General features: G+C 57.3%; 21 protein-coding genes. 5 read left to right on the top strand and 16 right to left on the bottom strand.

The features are described from left to right. The first annotated feature begins 415 nt into the window (after positions 1-415). A complete protein-coding gene (locus OXE05_12950) occupies positions 416-1,363 on the top strand; it encodes an SDR family oxidoreductase (GenBank protein ID MCY4438229.1) in 948 nt (315 codons plus the stop codon). Between the two features lie 203 nt (positions 1,364-1,566). Continuing rightward, positions 1,567-2,328: a fumarylacetoacetate hydrolase family protein gene (locus OXE05_12945; protein ID MCY4438228.1), complete on the top strand. Its 762-nt coding sequence runs from the start codon at positions 1,567-1,569 to the stop codon at positions 2,326-2,328. Between the two features lie 264 nt (positions 2,329-2,592). On the opposite strand, the gene sfsA is transcribed toward OXE05_12945, so the two are convergent. The 12 genes from sfsA to OXE05_12885 all read right to left on the bottom strand — a co-directional run bounded on the left by sfsA (position 2,593) and on the right by OXE05_12885 (position 10,406). Then, positions 2,593-3,291 carry a DNA/RNA nuclease SfsA gene (sfsA, locus tag OXE05_12940; GenBank protein MCY4438227.1) on the bottom strand — a complete coding sequence of 233 codons (699 nt, stop codon included), beginning with the start codon at positions 3,289-3,291 and terminating at the stop codon, positions 2,593-2,595. After that, a complete protein-coding gene (locus OXE05_12935; protein ID MCY4438226.1) occupies positions 3,288-4,214 on the bottom strand; it encodes an ADP-ribosylglycohydrolase family protein in 927 nt (308 codons plus the stop codon). The genes sfsA and OXE05_12935 overlap by 4 nt, the downstream gene beginning before the upstream one ends. 61 nt (positions 4,215-4,275) lie before the next feature. Continuing rightward, the gene (locus OXE05_12930) at positions 4,276-5,013 is read right to left on the bottom strand and encodes a hypothetical protein (protein MCY4438225.1); all 738 of its coding nucleotides are present in this window, start codon (positions 5,011-5,013) and stop codon (positions 4,276-4,278) included. Continuing rightward, on the bottom strand, positions 5,010-6,083 hold the full coding sequence (locus OXE05_12925) for an aldose 1-epimerase family protein (GenBank protein ID MCY4438224.1): 1,074 nt from the start codon (positions 6,081-6,083) through the stop codon (positions 5,010-5,012). The genes OXE05_12930 and OXE05_12925 overlap by 4 nt, the downstream gene beginning before the upstream one ends. A gap of 5 nt (positions 6,084-6,088) precedes the next feature. Then, positions 6,089-6,463, bottom strand: a complete 375-nt coding sequence (locus OXE05_12920) for a YraN family protein (GenBank protein MCY4438223.1) — start codon at positions 6,461-6,463, stop codon at positions 6,089-6,091. Continuing rightward, positions 6,460-7,260 (bottom strand): ribonuclease HII, encoded by an 801-nt coding sequence (locus OXE05_12915; protein MCY4438222.1) that lies wholly within the window; start codon positions 7,258-7,260, stop codon positions 6,460-6,462. The genes OXE05_12920 and OXE05_12915 overlap by 4 nt, the downstream gene beginning before the upstream one ends. Positions 7,261-7,319: 59 nt before the next feature. Beyond that, the gene (gene rplS / locus OXE05_12910) at positions 7,320-7,664 is read right to left on the bottom strand and encodes a 50S ribosomal protein L19 (protein ID MCY4438221.1); all 345 of its coding nucleotides are present in this window, start codon (positions 7,662-7,664) and stop codon (positions 7,320-7,322) included. Positions 7,665-7,713: 49 nt separating this feature from the next. After that, positions 7,714-8,469: a tRNA (guanosine(37)-N1)-methyltransferase TrmD gene (gene trmD, locus OXE05_12905; GenBank protein ID MCY4438220.1), complete on the bottom strand. Its 756-nt coding sequence runs from the start codon at positions 8,467-8,469 to the stop codon at positions 7,714-7,716. A 292-nt stretch (positions 8,470-8,761) separates the two neighbouring features. Further along, positions 8,762-9,340 (bottom strand): ribosome maturation factor RimM, encoded by a 579-nt coding sequence (gene rimM, locus OXE05_12900; protein ID MCY4438219.1) that lies wholly within the window; start codon positions 9,338-9,340, stop codon positions 8,762-8,764. Then, positions 9,327-9,554, bottom strand: coding sequence for a KH domain-containing protein (locus tag OXE05_12895; protein MCY4438218.1), 228 nt, complete (start codon positions 9,552-9,554; stop codon positions 9,327-9,329). Before OXE05_12895 ends, rimM begins: the two co-directional genes overlap by 14 nt. Positions 9,555-9,664: 110 nt before the next feature. Beyond that, positions 9,665-9,907: a 30S ribosomal protein S16 gene (gene rpsP / locus OXE05_12890; protein MCY4438217.1), complete on the bottom strand. Its 243-nt coding sequence runs from the start codon at positions 9,905-9,907 to the stop codon at positions 9,665-9,667. Between the two features lie 172 nt (positions 9,908-10,079). Further along, entirely contained in the window at positions 10,080-10,406 is a 327-nt protein-coding gene (locus OXE05_12885; GenBank protein ID MCY4438216.1) for a cupin domain-containing protein, read from the bottom strand. 368 nt (positions 10,407-10,774) lie between these two features. Here OXE05_12885 and OXE05_12880 point away from each other — a divergent pair, with 368 nt between their 5' ends. The 3 genes from OXE05_12880 to scpB are packed head-to-tail and all read left to right on the top strand — an operon-like array spanning position 10,775 to position 12,606. After that, complete coding sequence (locus OXE05_12880; GenBank protein ID MCY4438215.1) at positions 10,775-11,245, top strand: site-2 protease family protein; 471 nt, start codon at positions 10,775-10,777, stop codon at positions 11,243-11,245. 1 nt (position 11,246) lies between these two features. After that, complete coding sequence (locus OXE05_12875; GenBank protein MCY4438214.1) at positions 11,247-12,035, top strand: ScpA family protein; 789 nt, start codon at positions 11,247-11,249, stop codon at positions 12,033-12,035. Between the two features lie 4 nt (positions 12,036-12,039). Next, on the top strand, positions 12,040-12,606 hold the full coding sequence (gene scpB, locus OXE05_12870) for an SMC-Scp complex subunit ScpB (protein MCY4438213.1): 567 nt from the start codon (positions 12,040-12,042) through the stop codon (positions 12,604-12,606). On the opposite strand, the gene rpsI is transcribed toward scpB, so the two are convergent. From rpsI to rplQ, 4 genes are all read right to left on the bottom strand, one after another. Further along, positions 12,603-13,007, bottom strand: coding sequence for a 30S ribosomal protein S9 (rpsI, locus tag OXE05_12865; GenBank protein MCY4438212.1), 405 nt, complete (start codon positions 13,005-13,007; stop codon positions 12,603-12,605). The genes scpB and rpsI overlap by 4 nt on opposite strands. Next, positions 12,994-13,458, bottom strand: a complete 465-nt coding sequence (rplM, locus tag OXE05_12860; protein MCY4438211.1) for a 50S ribosomal protein L13 — start codon at positions 13,456-13,458, stop codon at positions 12,994-12,996. The genes rpsI and rplM overlap by 14 nt, the downstream gene beginning before the upstream one ends. Positions 13,459-13,472: 14 nt before the next feature. Then, on the bottom strand, positions 13,473-14,249 hold the full coding sequence (truA, locus tag OXE05_12855) for a tRNA pseudouridine(38-40) synthase TruA (protein MCY4438210.1): 777 nt from the start codon (positions 14,247-14,249) through the stop codon (positions 13,473-13,475). A 110-nt stretch (positions 14,250-14,359) separates the two neighbouring features. After that, positions 14,360-14,701: a 50S ribosomal protein L17 gene (rplQ, locus tag OXE05_12850; GenBank protein MCY4438209.1), complete on the bottom strand. Its 342-nt coding sequence runs from the start codon at positions 14,699-14,701 to the stop codon at positions 14,360-14,362.

Below are 14,701 nucleotides of genomic sequence, written 5' to 3'. Positions count from 1 at the left end.
TACCGCCGTATCCCGAAATGTTCGCGCCTAACTCTCCTACGATAAACACTCTTACCTTCATCACTCTTCACCTGTTAAGGAGCCGCCTGTGTAAAAAACAGGCAAAGATCATAGTAACACCCCTAAACCTTATGAGTCAACCGACACGTGCACTTTCTTTTATCGACATCGTTGAAGCCCATCACATCCTATGGGCAGGGATTGAGGCAGAAGGGCGGCTGCACTTCTTGTGGCGTGTGGTGATCTGCCGATTACCAGCAACGCATGCCAACGGTCGGTACGTAGGAAACCGCTTGCGTAACATGCTTACAATTGCCAGCAACCTGCTGTTGCGAATCTTGAAGCCGGTCACGAGGGGCTTAAGCACGTGTTACAATGAGCGCGCGTTGTGAGCAGCGAAGAGGTAGTGGATTCAGTGAGGATTCTGGTCGCAGGTGGGGCGGGATTTGTCGGTTCGCATCTCTGTGATTACTTGATTGCGCAAGGACACACGGTCACAGCCGTTGATAGCGGCATAACCGGTCGCGCCAAGAATGTTGCTCATCTTGCGGAGAGCGACCGGTTTTCTCTCCGAGACCACGACGTCACCGAGCCAATCGCATGGCAAGGAGAGGCGGTATTTCATCTGGCGAGCCCCGCCAGCCCTGAGGGCTACTTACAGTACCCCCTTGCGACGCTGCGAGTTAACTCTGTCGGCACGGAGAATCTGCTTACCTTGGCACGGGAAAACGGTGCAAAGTTTCTCTACGCTTCCACGTCCGAAGTCTACGGCGATCCACTTGTTCATCCTCAGCCCGAGACGTATTGGGGAAATGTCAATCCAGTTGGGCCGCGGGCATGTTATGACGAGGGAAAGCGTTTTGGTGAGGCTTTGACCATGGAGTTCGTGCGTCAGCACGCGGTTGATGCCCGCATTATTCGCATATTCAACACCTACGGTCCCCGAAATGACCTCCGCGATGGTCGGGTCGTACCGAACTTCATCGCGCAGGCGCTGGCGGGAAAACCGATTTCGATCTATGGCGACGGCACGCAAACTCGCTCATTCTGTTTCGTGGGCGATCTGGTCCGCGGCATTGTTGCGGCAATGTTTACGGCCGAGACACAGGGAGAGATCTTCAACCTGGGCAACCCTGACGAGCGCAGCATCCGTGATTTTGCCGACATGATTGTGCGCTTGACCGGCACCAATGTTCCCATTGTGCATAAGCCCCTGCCGGCAGATGATCCCAGAAGACGACGTCCTGACATTACCAAGGCTCGGACGTGGTTGGGCTGGACTCCGGAAGTTTCTTTGGAGGAAGGCTTGGCAGAGACAATTGCCTACTTTCGTCAGGAACTCGCGGCGCAACCGATGCAATAAGGGTGGTCTTTTCCGGCTGAGTCTCCGGTGCAATCTGACGGAATCACTTCTTGCTGGAGGGTTTTCCACTGACGATCGATGCACACGCTGACAATTGCCATTCACCTTCATCGGTGGAGCTGCCCTGCGTGGCGCGCATTGCATCTGCCAGCGATAAACACTATCCTTGTTGAGGGATAGACGTATCTAAAGGAGTGTAGCAGGTGAAATTCGTTCGATATCAAGACGGTTCTCGCCCGGCGTGGGGGATTGTTGAGGGAGATACTGTTACGCCAGTAGTGGGTGATCCATTCACAGGATGGTCGCGGAGCAATCGGTCTGTCGCTCCGTGGGACCTGCACGTCTTGCCACCCGCATCACCAACGAAAGTAATCTGTGTGGGTTTAAACTATAAGCTTCATGCCGAAGAGAGCGGGATGGAGATTCCAAAAGAGCCGATGCTGTTCTTGAAACCGCCGACGGCCATTATCGGCCATGAAGAAGGTGTAATCTATTCCCACCTCACTACGCAGTTGGACTATGAGTGTGAACTGGCGATGGTGATTGGCAAGACCGCCCATCGCGTCTCGGTAGACGAGGCGCTGGACGTCGTCGCTGGCTACACCTGCGCCAATGATGTCAGCGCGCGTGATCTGCAGCGCAGTGACGGGCAGTGGGCGCGCGCTAAAGGAATGGACACGTTCTGCCCGCTCGGGCCGGTGCTCGTAAACGAAATCGATCCGGTTGGCCTACGGATCCAAACAAAACTTAACGGTGAAACGAAGCAGGACAGCAATACGGCCGACATGGTGTTCAAGCCGGACTATATCGTTCACTATGTGTCGCAGGCGTTCACGCTGTTGCCGGGTGACGTGATCATAACGGGCACCCCAAGCGGCATAGGGCCGATGGAGGTTGGCGACCGCGTGGAGGTACTCATCGACAATATCGGCACGCTTGCCAATCCAATTGTAGCGCCGGACTAAGCTATTCCTAGCTCGACGGGCGACTATAGAATTATCTCAAACTGCGATTGCGGTCGAACCGGAATTTTGCCTGCACTACAACACTCCACGTGGGTAGGAATGAGGCATCCGGTTCGGCCATTGACTTTAGGGTGAGTTGCCGAGAGTTGCAATCTGCCGGTGCTATATCAGCAGAATGTTGAGTAGAGTTTTCGCGTTGCACTTGGAGTCTTGCATATTCTCGCCGCATTCCCGATCAGGGATGTCAACGACGCGCTGGGGAATCTAGTCCAGGATCACAGGAATGCGCTGGTTTATTGCTGCAAGGGCTGACGTAACCACGCAATTGTAGGCGATAAACTCTACGCCACAGCGATGGGCAGTATGTAGAGCTTGGGCAAACTTGGCGTCAGTGCGGTGGTTGGCTGCGACGCTAAGAGCATCGTCGCGTTGCACGACGAAGAAGACGACTGCCCGCGCGCCGGACTGGCGGAGCTTCGTTAGCTCAGCCACGTGTTTGCGTCCACGTTCCGTAGGTGCATCGGGGAATAGGCCGCGGCCATCTTCCACAAGCGTGACCGATTTTACCTCCATCCAGCAGGCGCCGTCGGCATTCTCTAAGAAGAAATCTAACCGGCTGCTACCAACGCGGCACTCCCGCTTCCATGAAGTGTACTGACTAAGCTCAGATAGGCTGCCCTGCTCGAGGGCTTCCTGGACGAGAACGTTCGGTAGCTGTGTGTTCAGTGAGACGAGGGTCTGGTCTTTTTCCACCAACCACACCTGGAATCGGGTCTTGCGCTGGGCGCCGGACTTTGGTTCCAGCCACACGCGGGCGCCGGGCCGCAGCAGTTCACGAAGCCTGCCCGGATCGGGAAGATGCGCGGAAACGGGTTTGCTTTGGCGCGGAAGTTGCACGAGACACGTAAAGCGATTGGGTCGCGAGAGGAACTGTGCTTCTTGCAGAGGGGCAGGAAGCTTCAAGGGGATTCGTTCACAAGGCTGCAGAGACTGTCAGCCAGTTCGACGAATGCCTCTACGTCTTCGAGACGTTGCCACCAGCGGTCGGGCAGGTGAGAGAGCCCGTGCGAAGCTCCCACCAGCGCGCCGCAGACTGCACCCGTCGCTTGACTTGCACCGCCCAAGTTTATGGCTTCAACCAGTGCTGACTCGGCTGACTTCGTCGAAGACGCAGTCTCCGTGCGCAGCAGGCATACAATGGCGGCTTCCAATGCATCGAATGCCATTGTGGATGGGTGAATGTACGTGGTTGCTTCCAATTGGGACAGCCGCTCTAAGACCGGTACGGGCACGTCGTAGTCTTCCAAGTGGTCCAAGATTAGCTTGAGAGAGTCCTTGATGGTGTTGCCGGCAATGAGGGCGGAGATAATGAGGTTGAGCGTGACGGCTGCCCAGCTCCACATGCGATCATAGTGCGTAAGCCGGGCGCTGCTGTACGTGGCGGCAATGTTCTGTTCCGGATGCTGGGCGAAGAGTAGGGCCAATGGCGCGCACCGGCCTACCACGTGAATGCCCGTCGTCTTGCCGCCGGACTCCCAATACGTGAGTGACGAAGCGTGCTCCCACATCATCCCGGTGGCTACTTTGGCAAGCGTGCGATTGGTTACGTCCTGGGAGAGGACGCCCTGTGAACTAAACGACCATGCGACCAAACGCTGGAGGGCGTCTTCCGGATCATACTCGCCACAGGCGACGAGACTCTCTGCAAGGCAGCGGGCTTGATTGCCAATTTCACCGGCACTGGCGGTAGCGGGACCTCGCAAGTCTCGCAACAATCCATACCGGGTGCGAATCTCTCGCGGCGTCATGCCTTCGGTGGTTGCGCCGAGACACTCTCCTATGGCAAGTCCAACGAGTGTGCCGCGAAAGCGGTCGAGTTGCTTCATAATTCCAGTGGTGCTTCGTCTCTCTTGTAGCCTTTAGCTCTGTACAGGCTATGCATGCCGCCTAATTGGGAGAGAAATGCAGGGTGAACACAATCTCGCGCATCACTTCCTGACACAACTCACACAGAAACGGACTGTCGTCTTCTCTTGCCGTAGCAATCGCCATCAACTCATCAATTGACTGTGCTTCGTACATGATACAAGGTAGCGCGCACGTTCGTCCCCGAGTCTTGGCATCTACAACTGATTCACTTATCGTGTGCTTTTTCGTTGTCTGCAAGCCTAAGGGAAGCCCGACGAGATGACCGAAGTTGTGCATGACGAGACTTCGCAGGCACTTGAGACGCAAGTCGCAGTCCGCAATCTGCGAAAGGTGGCGGATAGAAATCACCGTGACCAAGTCGGGCTCGGTGCAGGCGAAGACTGAAGGAAAGTCACCCTCCGTTTCCGTCGTGTCGTTACGCAACTCTGTGTGCAGGAGAGCAAGATCCAGGTGAGGATCGACGTGCTGCCAGGGTTCAAAGCGGACGATTTCTATGAAAGTTGCGGCGGAAACCTGTCCTGAGTTTTGGTCGAGGCTAGATTCCCAGTACCAACGGAATGAGTGATACGCTTCCTTGCCGGCGGTGCCTTTGAGTATCCAGTTGCCGTAAGGGCGCAAGACTATCGGCGCGAGGCCGATGTCCTGTTCATCGGCGACTCCCCGCAGATAGCGCAGAAAGTCGCGCATGGCGCCGATGGACTCTTTGGCTTCTGCTTCACTGACACCATCGGACCAGAGGACGGTGATTGGCTTCATGATCGCATGGCCTGTTCGAAGGATCGGATCGCCTGGCTGCCGTCCAACACGCCGCACTCGAGGTGAAACTCTTGCACCTCTCCCGGTTCCAAGTAGCGCAGCCTGCCCTCGCTTCGCTCCACAGCACGACCCAGCGGCAGGCAGTTACCGGGTTCTAAGCCGACGACGTACTCATCGCTATTCATCATCTTCCACTCGGTAAAGCACGGGAGCTCACGAGGGTCATAGCGAAGGTACACGCCGATGCCGTCGCGAAGGCCGGGATTCACGATTGCAGCTTGCACGCGTCCTTCTGAATTTGGTCTCATGGCATGGAAATAGACGCGTTCTGCATAGTCTGGTGTGGGGTCTTCAAAACGATCGTACCGTTCATGCCCCACTTGGGCGGCCTCGTCACGTGGTGTAACGTGTTCCGTCGGTAGGAGAAGCCGTGAATCACGATGCACTAACGGAAAGCCGATGTTGACGTGGTAAAGCAGCATGAATGGGCTACGCTCGCGTCCTCTATTCTCCACGCTATCGTGCACGAAGAACCGCGGCTCACCTAAGCGCGCCGTAATGCGGCGCGTAAGCACCAGGGTATTACCAAAGACCGCGCTCTCGGTCAGCTTCCCCTGCACGCGCATCACATAGTCGTCGCCGTCCCAGTCGTTGTCTACAAGGACGTTCCGGGCTGCAGTATAGGAAATGCGGCCGTGGATGCCAAGGTCTTCTTCCCGATCCGGGCCCGCCGCACCCAGGTAAGTGAGCCCGCACGTGGTGATGAGTCCGCCGAAGAACCCACGCAGCCACCCGAGACCGGGAGGTTCAAAATACGCGCTGTGAACGTCGCCCGTGCGAGACCGCCACGCTAATGGGATGCCGTTATATTCGGCGTGTGCAACGTCCAGGCCGCGAGTCGGCGTGATCCAGAGGTTCAAGCCCGAACCGGTGCGCATCTCGGCGGCAAGCATTGCGTCTTCCGGCCCCTCCTCCCAACGGAGCCGCCGCGCCCCGCCGACTTGGTCCATGCTGCCGACACGGGAGAGAAGCTCTTCACGTGTGAATGCCGAATTCCATAGCGTTGGCATGCGCTTTAGTTTGCCTCCACTGCACTGCGAATGAGCGTTATTTGGGGCGAAGACTTTGGATTGCCGAAAACTGCTACTACGTCAATTCGCCATGGCCCGTCGATCTGTTCGGTGTCAAGCAGGTAATGCTGGGCCGCCGCGATAATGTGTGCAGCTTTGGCTGCGGTCACAGCCGCTTGGGGAGGCCCAAAACTAGTTGTACGCCGAGTCTTTACCTCAACAAACACGATGGCGTCGCCATCTCGCGCGACTATGTCCAATTCTCCCGCTGGGGTGCGATAGTTGCGGGTCAAAATAGTGTAGCCCTGCACGGCTAGGTAGCGGGCCGCCTCTTCCTCTCCCCATCGTCCGATGGTCTGGCGCTCCCGGCTTGCACTCATGGGCCGGCTCCCCACTGGCTGCTTTGCACGTTGGAGCCAGTTTCTGCCACTGCTGCAGTGCATTGACGACCTGAGTCGGCATCCTGGCCCGCTTCGCTTGCGTCTACATTGGACCTCAGCGCGACAGGTGCTGGGTGAAGAAGCTGAGATGCAGCACGCATGACGGGAAGGAAGGTAGCGCGGTGTATGGCGCAGGGGCCAAGCCGCGACAACGCCAACTGATGTCTGCGCGTGCCATATCCCTTGTTGTTGGCAAAGTCATAGCTGGGATAGATCTGACCGAAGCGGCGCATTAGCCGGTCGCGGTGCACCTTGGCGAGAATCGAGGCCATGGCGACCGAGAGACAGCGCTGGTCGGCCTTGGGGTGGGATTCTACGCGGACCGGCGGGTTGGGCAGGGTCACGGCATCGGTAAGGAGAATATCCGGAGCGCGCTGGAGCTTGGCATTGAGGTCTGCATAGGCACGCCGGATGGCAAGACGTACGGCGGCGCTAAGGCCGGCGACCGCGATCTCGCGCGATGTTACCGCGCCCAAGCCCCATGCTGCGACGTGTGTCATGACACTGGGTGCGAGCGCCGTGCGCTGCTTCGGACTAAGTAGCTTGGAATCGTCAACTCCATGCAATTCGACCGGCAGCGATTGGTAGAGCTTTGGTGGAACGGCAACCATGCCAGCCACTACGGGACCGGCCCAGGCGCCACGACCGACTTCATCCGTTCCGGCAATCAACGTAGCGCCGCGGTCCAACCAAGACCGCTCTATTGCGAGGCTATCCATGCGAATGGATGTACGCATTACGCGACAATGCCCGCTGTTTTTCACGCTAGCGGGCATTCCTTCCTGCAGGGTGCGTACTATCTGCGTTCTTTGATGCGAGCGGCTTTGCCGACACGATCACGGAGATAATACAGCTTCGCACGTCGTACCCTACCTCGCCGCACGACATTTACACTCTCAATGCGAGGAGAATGGAGCAAGAATGTCCGTTCTACGCCGATGCCGTGCGTGGTGCGACGTACAGTGAAGTTCTCATTTATGCCTGAGGCGCGGCGCGCCAAGACTACACCTTCGAAGGCCTGCGTGCGCTCACGACCGCTCTCAACGACCTTTACGTTCACGCGGACTGTATCTCCGGAGGAAAACTCAGGCAGGTCGGACTTTAGCTGCGATCCTACAATTTCGTCAATTATCGTTGTCATCTCTGCTTCTCATAGCTCTACGAACACATACTCTTGCTACCGTAGCACATTAGTCGGTGTCTTCGCAATTTGCGGCTGATTCGCAGTCTACCTCTGCGGCAAGGAGGCCCCTGTCCGCATCGCTCAAGTCTTCATGCGTAAGCAGGTCGGGCCGACGCTCGCGGGTGCGCAAGAGTGACTGTCGACGTCGCCAATTTGCTACTTCCTGATGATTGCCGGAGAGCAAGACCTCAGGCACGTGCATTCCTCGATAGGTGGCGGGGCGGGTGTAGTGCGGGTACTCCAGGAGGCCGGTAGCGAACGATTCCTCACGGACGGCGGTAGGCCCGCCGCCGAGCACGTTTGGCAGGTGTCGCGCGGTCGCGTCGAGCACGACGAGTGCGGGTAACTCACCACCGCTGACTACGTAGTTGCCGATGGAGATCTCGCTATCCGCCAGATGTGCCCCTACACGTTCGTCCACACCTTCATAGCGTCCGCAGAGCATGATGATGTGCTGCTGTGCCGCCAGGTCTGTGGCAGTCTGCTGGTTTAGAAGGCGACCTGAAGGGCTAAGCAGGATGACATATGATTCCGGCGTCTTGAGGTCCGCGACCCCGCGGAAAAACGGTTCCGGCTTCATGACCATGCCGCTACCGCCGCCAAAGGTGTAGTCGTCCGTGACTCTGTGCTTGCCCTCAGCCCAGTTGCGCAGATTGTGCACGACAACGGTGAGTTGCCCGCCCTGCACGGCGCGGCTGAGCGTACCGTGGTCGAGCGGCCCGCGAAAGTAGCCTGGGAATATGGTAAGGATGTCTACGCGCAGCATGTGCCTTGTTCGCGGTCTATTTGGGTTGCTGCTTTGGGCCGGTAGCGCTGTGAGTAAGCGGGAGCAGTCTTCTCACGGCTGGTTTGAACTGGCAGTCCGTTGGTGATGATTTTCGTCACTGCTTCCGGTTACGCTACCGATCGGCCAAGAAGTGACCAGCTAGCTACTCTTGCGAACTGACCGGTTCCCAAGAGGTCATGTCTCCCGGGAGTTGTGCATAGAGCGGGTAAGAGGGTAGGTAACACTTGACTGCGGCGAGATAAGTTAGAAAAGCGCGTAAGTATCAGGCTCAATCGGGCACTAAGCCGGGTATGAGGTGAACGACTATGCGTTGCGTTTCCAAGTCTATGTCGTGTACTACCTCGGCAATAGCGGGCAGAAGAATCTCCCCAGTCTGATCGCCGCGCACGATGTATACGTCGTTGCTGCCGGTAGCGATTATCTCTGCGACGGTGCCGAGATAGCAGTCATCAACCGTGTAGACTCCCAGTCCCTCAATCTGGTGGTGATGAAAGCTGCCGTCAGGGAGAGGCGGCATTTCAGCTTCGGGGAGCGCGATGTACGAGCGGGCAAGCTTACTTGCAGTGTCACGAAAGTCAATGCCAACGAGCTTCAGCAGCGCGCCTTTTGGTGTAAAGCGCACTCTCTCTATGCGATACGGGGTATGCGATTCACCGATATACAGACGCTTAAGATTTTGAAAGCGCTCTGGGAAGTCGGTAAGAATGTCTACGCGAATTTCGCCCCGCACACCGTGGGCGGCCGTCACCCGGCCGATGATGATCCAGCCGTCGTACGCGTCGCCCCGGTCTACGGTACTCGCTCCCTCAGCAGTGATCTGTTCGTCCTGCTGATCAGATGATGTCAAGCGCGACACGTCGGCTCGATTCTCCAGCCGCCGCGCGCATTACCGTGCGTAGGGCTTGCGCGATACGACCGTCCTTGCCAATCACTCGTCCTTTGTCTTCCTCAGCGACGCGCAGTTCGTAGACTACAGCTTGAGAGCGCACGATTTCACGAACCTGTACCGCGTCGACGTTGCGCACCAAGCCGTAAGCGACGAACTCGATGAGGCCGGTCAGGGCCGGGATCGTGCCGCTGTCGCCGCGATAGTCGCGGCCGCCGCCGCCCCACTGCCGCGGTCCTCGACGCCCACCATCATGCGGTCTGCCGGATCGCCTTTGATTCATCCTCAGATCTCCAATCCGGCAATCTTAAGCAGCTTGCGCACGCGGTCTGAAGGCTGTGCGCCCTGCTGCAACCACTTTTGCGCACGCTCCGTATCGATCTCCACAGTTGAAGGCTCGGTCCGTGGATTATAGTGTCCCAACAGTTCTACATGACGCCCATTGCGCGCCACCTTGGAGTCTGCTACGACAACCCGGTAGTGGGGTTGTTTTCGTTTACCAATGCGAACAAGACGGATCCTAAGCAAAGCGCACTTCCTCCTCTAATTGGTGTTCTGTCATGTTAGTTCTTGAATTGCAGGCTGTTGTTGCCAATTCTGTTCGATCTCGTCACCAATGCTCTGTGGGCCGCAACCTTCCCGACCGGCACCGCCTGACCTCTTAGCAATGAATATCGCCAGAGCCGCAGCGGACTACCGCCTAGCTATCTTTATAGTCCTCGCGCGGCGGCGAAAAGATGTCTAGCACAACGGTGGGCTCGTCAGCAGTGGCGGCATGCGGCGTATGGCCGGGTATCACATACGTCTCGCCCGGCTTGAGTATCAGCAATTCCTCGCCGATGGTCAACTTTAGCGTGCCTTCCAGCACATACCCTGTTTGTTCGTTGGGGTGATTGTGCAGAGGTACATCGCCGCCGGGCGCAAATGTAATCTGGCAAATCATGGCCTTGTCGCCATATGCCAACGTCTTGCGATGTACGCCCGTAAACATCTCCACAGGATCGACATGGGCGGCACTTGCACGCATAAAATCGCTTGCTCCAGTTTTCAACCCACTCAGGACAAGTAAAACTGCGCCCCAGATTTGGCGGCTTGCTTAATCGTAGCAAAAGCGCTTACTAACGACAAGTGACGTTGTCATTTTATGGGCTCAGTGCTACGATGAAGGTGACTGCCTGTCCGCTCTCCATCCTGTCCGACGCGAGGTCAGATTTGCTTGCCCAGCTAGGAAACCCAGCGGTATTTCTCGGTCTGCTCCTTGCGCTCGTTGTTGGTATCTCTGTGCATGAATTTAGTCATGCTTGGATGGCTAATCGGCTAGGAGACCCTACGGCCAGCTCTCAGGGAAGGCTGACGCTCAATCCTCTCTCCCATCTAGACCTGATGGGAACTATCATGATCTTTCTCATCGGCTTCGGTTGGGGTAAGCCTGTGCCCTATAATCCCGCTAACCTACGTAACGGCCCCATATCGGGAGGGGCCATGGTGGCTGCCGCAGGTCCGGCGGCCAATCTTGTGGTTGCGGCCGCAATTGGCTTTCTTATCCGGAATCAGATTTCCTCGCTCGATGCGACTACGGACAGCACCACCGTGACCATAGTGACGATGCTTGCCATCGTCATGCAGATCAATATCGCATTGGCAATTTTCAACATCATCCCGATCCCGCCCTTGGATGGATATCGCGTCCTCTTGCGTTTCTTACCGCCGCACGTCGTGCCTTCCATCACGCGGCTAGAATTGCAGGGCCCGTTCTTTTTGCTCATCATAGTGCTCTTGGACCAATGGGTCCTGCGCGGTGTTATATTTCAGACTATTCTCGGCACTCCGGTTATCTTCATCCGAAATCTGTTCCTCGGTTTCTGATATGGGATCCCCATTGCCCTCCGTGCGCCTGGCTATCTTTGAAGGGCCCCTTGACGTCTTGCTGCGGCTCATCCAGGAACAGAAACTAGACATAACGGAATTGTCCCTCGTCGTCGTTACGCAGCAGTTCCTCGCATACGTGCACAGCATGAAGAATCAGGACGGCCCGCTGCTGGCGGCATTCCTTCGTGTGGCGGCCCAACTCATGCTTGGGAAGTCCCAGGCCCTATTACATGAGCCTCAGGACATGTTGGAAGAGACTGAAGAGTCTCTGGAGGACCAATTGCGGGGATATGAGCGATTTAAGCGGTTGATGGAAACGGTTGCCGCCTGGCAGGAGGATCGCGACGTCGCATACCAGCGCACTGCCGCCGCACCCATGCCCCTGCCCCTGGTACAGTCCGACCTTGTGAGCTATGCGCCCGATGACCTGGTGAGTGCACTTGCCGCAATGCTGGAGGAGAAGGAAGATGAACTACCGCCGGTGGCGCGACGCACGGTATATATCGAGACGTACGTCGGTCGCATTGGGACGCTCCTAGTGCTCCACGGCCAAACCGGATTTCGCGAACTCATCGAACCCGCGGAATCATTGGAAGAGATTGTCGTGGCCTTCTTGGCGGTACTGGAGTTTCTGCGATTACGTAAGGCTACGGTACGGCAGGCCGAACTCTACGCGGACATCCTCATTCTGCCGATAGACACCGGGCAAGCCGGTGAGTCTGAGGGGGACCCGGTGGCTGTGCCCGCGCATGGCGCTGCCGACGGGGTCTCAAATCGCGGAAGGTGATTGTATGCCGTTGCCACTTGCCGCTCTGCTCGAGGGGCTTTTGTTTGTCGCCGAGCGACCGCTTACTGTTCAGGAGTTGGCACGGATTACGGGTGAGCCATCCCGGGCCGTGACCGCGGTCTTAGAAGAATTCAAGACTGCCTGGCATGACCGGGGGATTCTGCTACAGGAGCAGCACGGCGCATTCTTACTCGTTTCGCATCCGGACGTGGCACCGTACATTCGCACGCTGCTTGGCGTGCACCGAGGGGAACGAATCTCTCGCGCAGCCTTGGAAACCCTCGCGGTTATTGCTTACTACCAGCCGGTAACGCGTGCGGACATTGAACGAATTCGAGGGGTGAACTCGGACCACACCCTGGCAGTGTTGCTCAGCCGTGAGTTCGTAGCTGCGGGCGAGAGACGCCTAACTCCGGGCAGACCGATTGAGTACGCTACCACGTTCGAGTTTCTCAAGTACTTCGGTCTTGCCAGTTTGGAAGACTTACCTGAGCGAGAGCGATTCCTTCTTGAACTGGCAGGCCCAAGCGACGGTGAGGGTGCTCCGGCATCGCGGCTGCAGGAGTCTTAGCGCTTTGTGTACTGAGGCGCTTTGCGGGCGCGCTTCAGTCCGTACTTCTTGCGTTCTTTGACACGGGCGTCCCGGGTGAGCATCCCGGACTTGCGCAACGAGAGGCGATATTGATCATTTGCGTTGACGAGTGCGCGTGCAACTCCATGGCGAATTGCTTCCGCCTGACCGCTGATGCCGCCGCCGACTACTTTTGCCGATACACGAAAGCTGGCGCCAACCAGGTCAAGTGGCTCCTGCACGACGTTCTGGTGCATGATGCGCGGAAAGTAGTCCTCAATCGGCCGGCCGTTGACAACGATACCGCGCTCGCCGCTATAGAGACGGATACGTGCCACGGCCTCCTTGCGCCGCCCTACTCCTACGTAGTACTGGGCGTTACCATCACTACTCATCGGCATTAGCTCCTGTCGTGCTCACGAGAAATGGCTCAGGCTGTTGGGATTCGTGTGGATGTTCAGGCCCGCCATAGACTTTTAGTTTCTTGAACATAGCTCGGCCCAAGCGGTTGTGGGGAAGCATACCCCGCACCGCATGCTCAATTACGCGATGAGGGCGCCGCTCAAGCTGGTCTTCCAAGAGGACTGCGCTGAGGCCGCTGGGATAGCCTGAATGACGGTAGTACGTTTTCTGCTCGCGTTTGCGGCCGGTGACAGCGACTTTGGCAGCGTTGACTACAATCACGTAGTCTCCGGTGTCAATGTTCGGAGCGTAATGGGGCTTGTGCTTGCCGCGCAGCACGTGCGCGATGCGTGTCGCGAGCCTGCCGAGGGTCTGTCCCGTGGCGTCAACCACATACCAACGATGTTCCACGTCACTGGGCCGTGTCACGGCAGTTACCGGAGTCTTCATGTCTGTGTGTCCTCTTACTTCCTCTTTAGGGCAAATGTGTCCGGGTAGGTTACCCGGATCAAGAACAGCCCTTTGGCGGGAACTGTCGGCCCAGCCAGTGCCTTGTCTCTTGCAGTCAGTACTCGTTCCATATGTTCAGTCGGCTTGCGACCTTCTCCAATTTCCAACGCGGTCCCAACAATTCGCCGCACCATGTGGCGTAAGAACGCATTTGCTTCCACTAGAATGCGCACGGTATCTTCGCAGCGGCGGCACGTGGCACGGGTCAGGCTTCGTACGGTGCTCGCGTCTGGATCTTCTCCCCCGGCAAGAGCCTGAAAATCATGCGTTCCAACCAGACTCTGCAGAGCTATATGCATTGCTTCGACATCCAGCGGTCTTCTGTGATGGAGAGCGAAGCGGTGCCGGATAGGAGACCGGGTCTCACTATTGAAGATGTCGTATCGGTAGCACCTGCTCTTTGCGCTGTAACGGGCATGAAACCCCGGTTCGGCATACTCTAACTCGGCTACGGCTATCGTTTCCGGCAAGACCGCGTTCAGTGCCCGCTCAAGTTCTGCGGGAGTGTGTTGCCAGTCCGATCGGAAGTGAATGACCTGTCCCGTGGCGTGCACGCCGGCATCCGTTCGACCTGCACCCACCACCCGGGTTGACTGCCGTGTGATGCGCCCTATTGCCTTCTCCAGTTCCTCCTGTACGGTTGGCTTGCCAACCTGCACCTGAAACCCATGGTATGGTGTGCCGTCATAGGCAACACGGCAGCAGAACGTAGCGGTGTCACTTGCCGCTATACGAGCGCCAATATTGGTTCCCTTCTTACCTCTGCCCTTTCGTTTGCTGCTTGCCTATTCTACAGGATGTGAGCGGCTACGGGGTTTCCCGTGTCCGGATATCTCCGACGCTACTCCACCAACTGGACCATCATTATAGGCGCGCCATCGCCCCGGCGGGTGCCAAGCCGCAAGGCACGCGTATACCCGCCCGGCCTGTCGGCATAGCGTGGTCCGAGTTCTTCAAAAAGATGATGCACCGCCTCTTGGTGGGGAAGACGTGAGAGCGCTTGTCGCCGGGCATGCAGATCGCCACGCTTCGCGAGAGTGATCAGCCGCTCCACGCGTGAGCGTATCTCTTTGGCACGTGCTGTCGTCGTGTGCACCTCGCCGTTCAGCACAAGGGTGCCAAGCAAGTTTCGGCAAAGTGATTCCCGCTTGCCCTTATCCCGGTTTAACCTGCGAACATACAT

The sequence above is a fragment of the Chloroflexota bacterium genome (genome assembly GCA_026710945.1).
Classification (GTDB): Bacteria; Chloroflexota; UBA11872; order VXOZ01; family VXOZ01; genus VXOZ01.
This window is presented reverse-complemented; position numbering and strand designations above follow the sequence as displayed.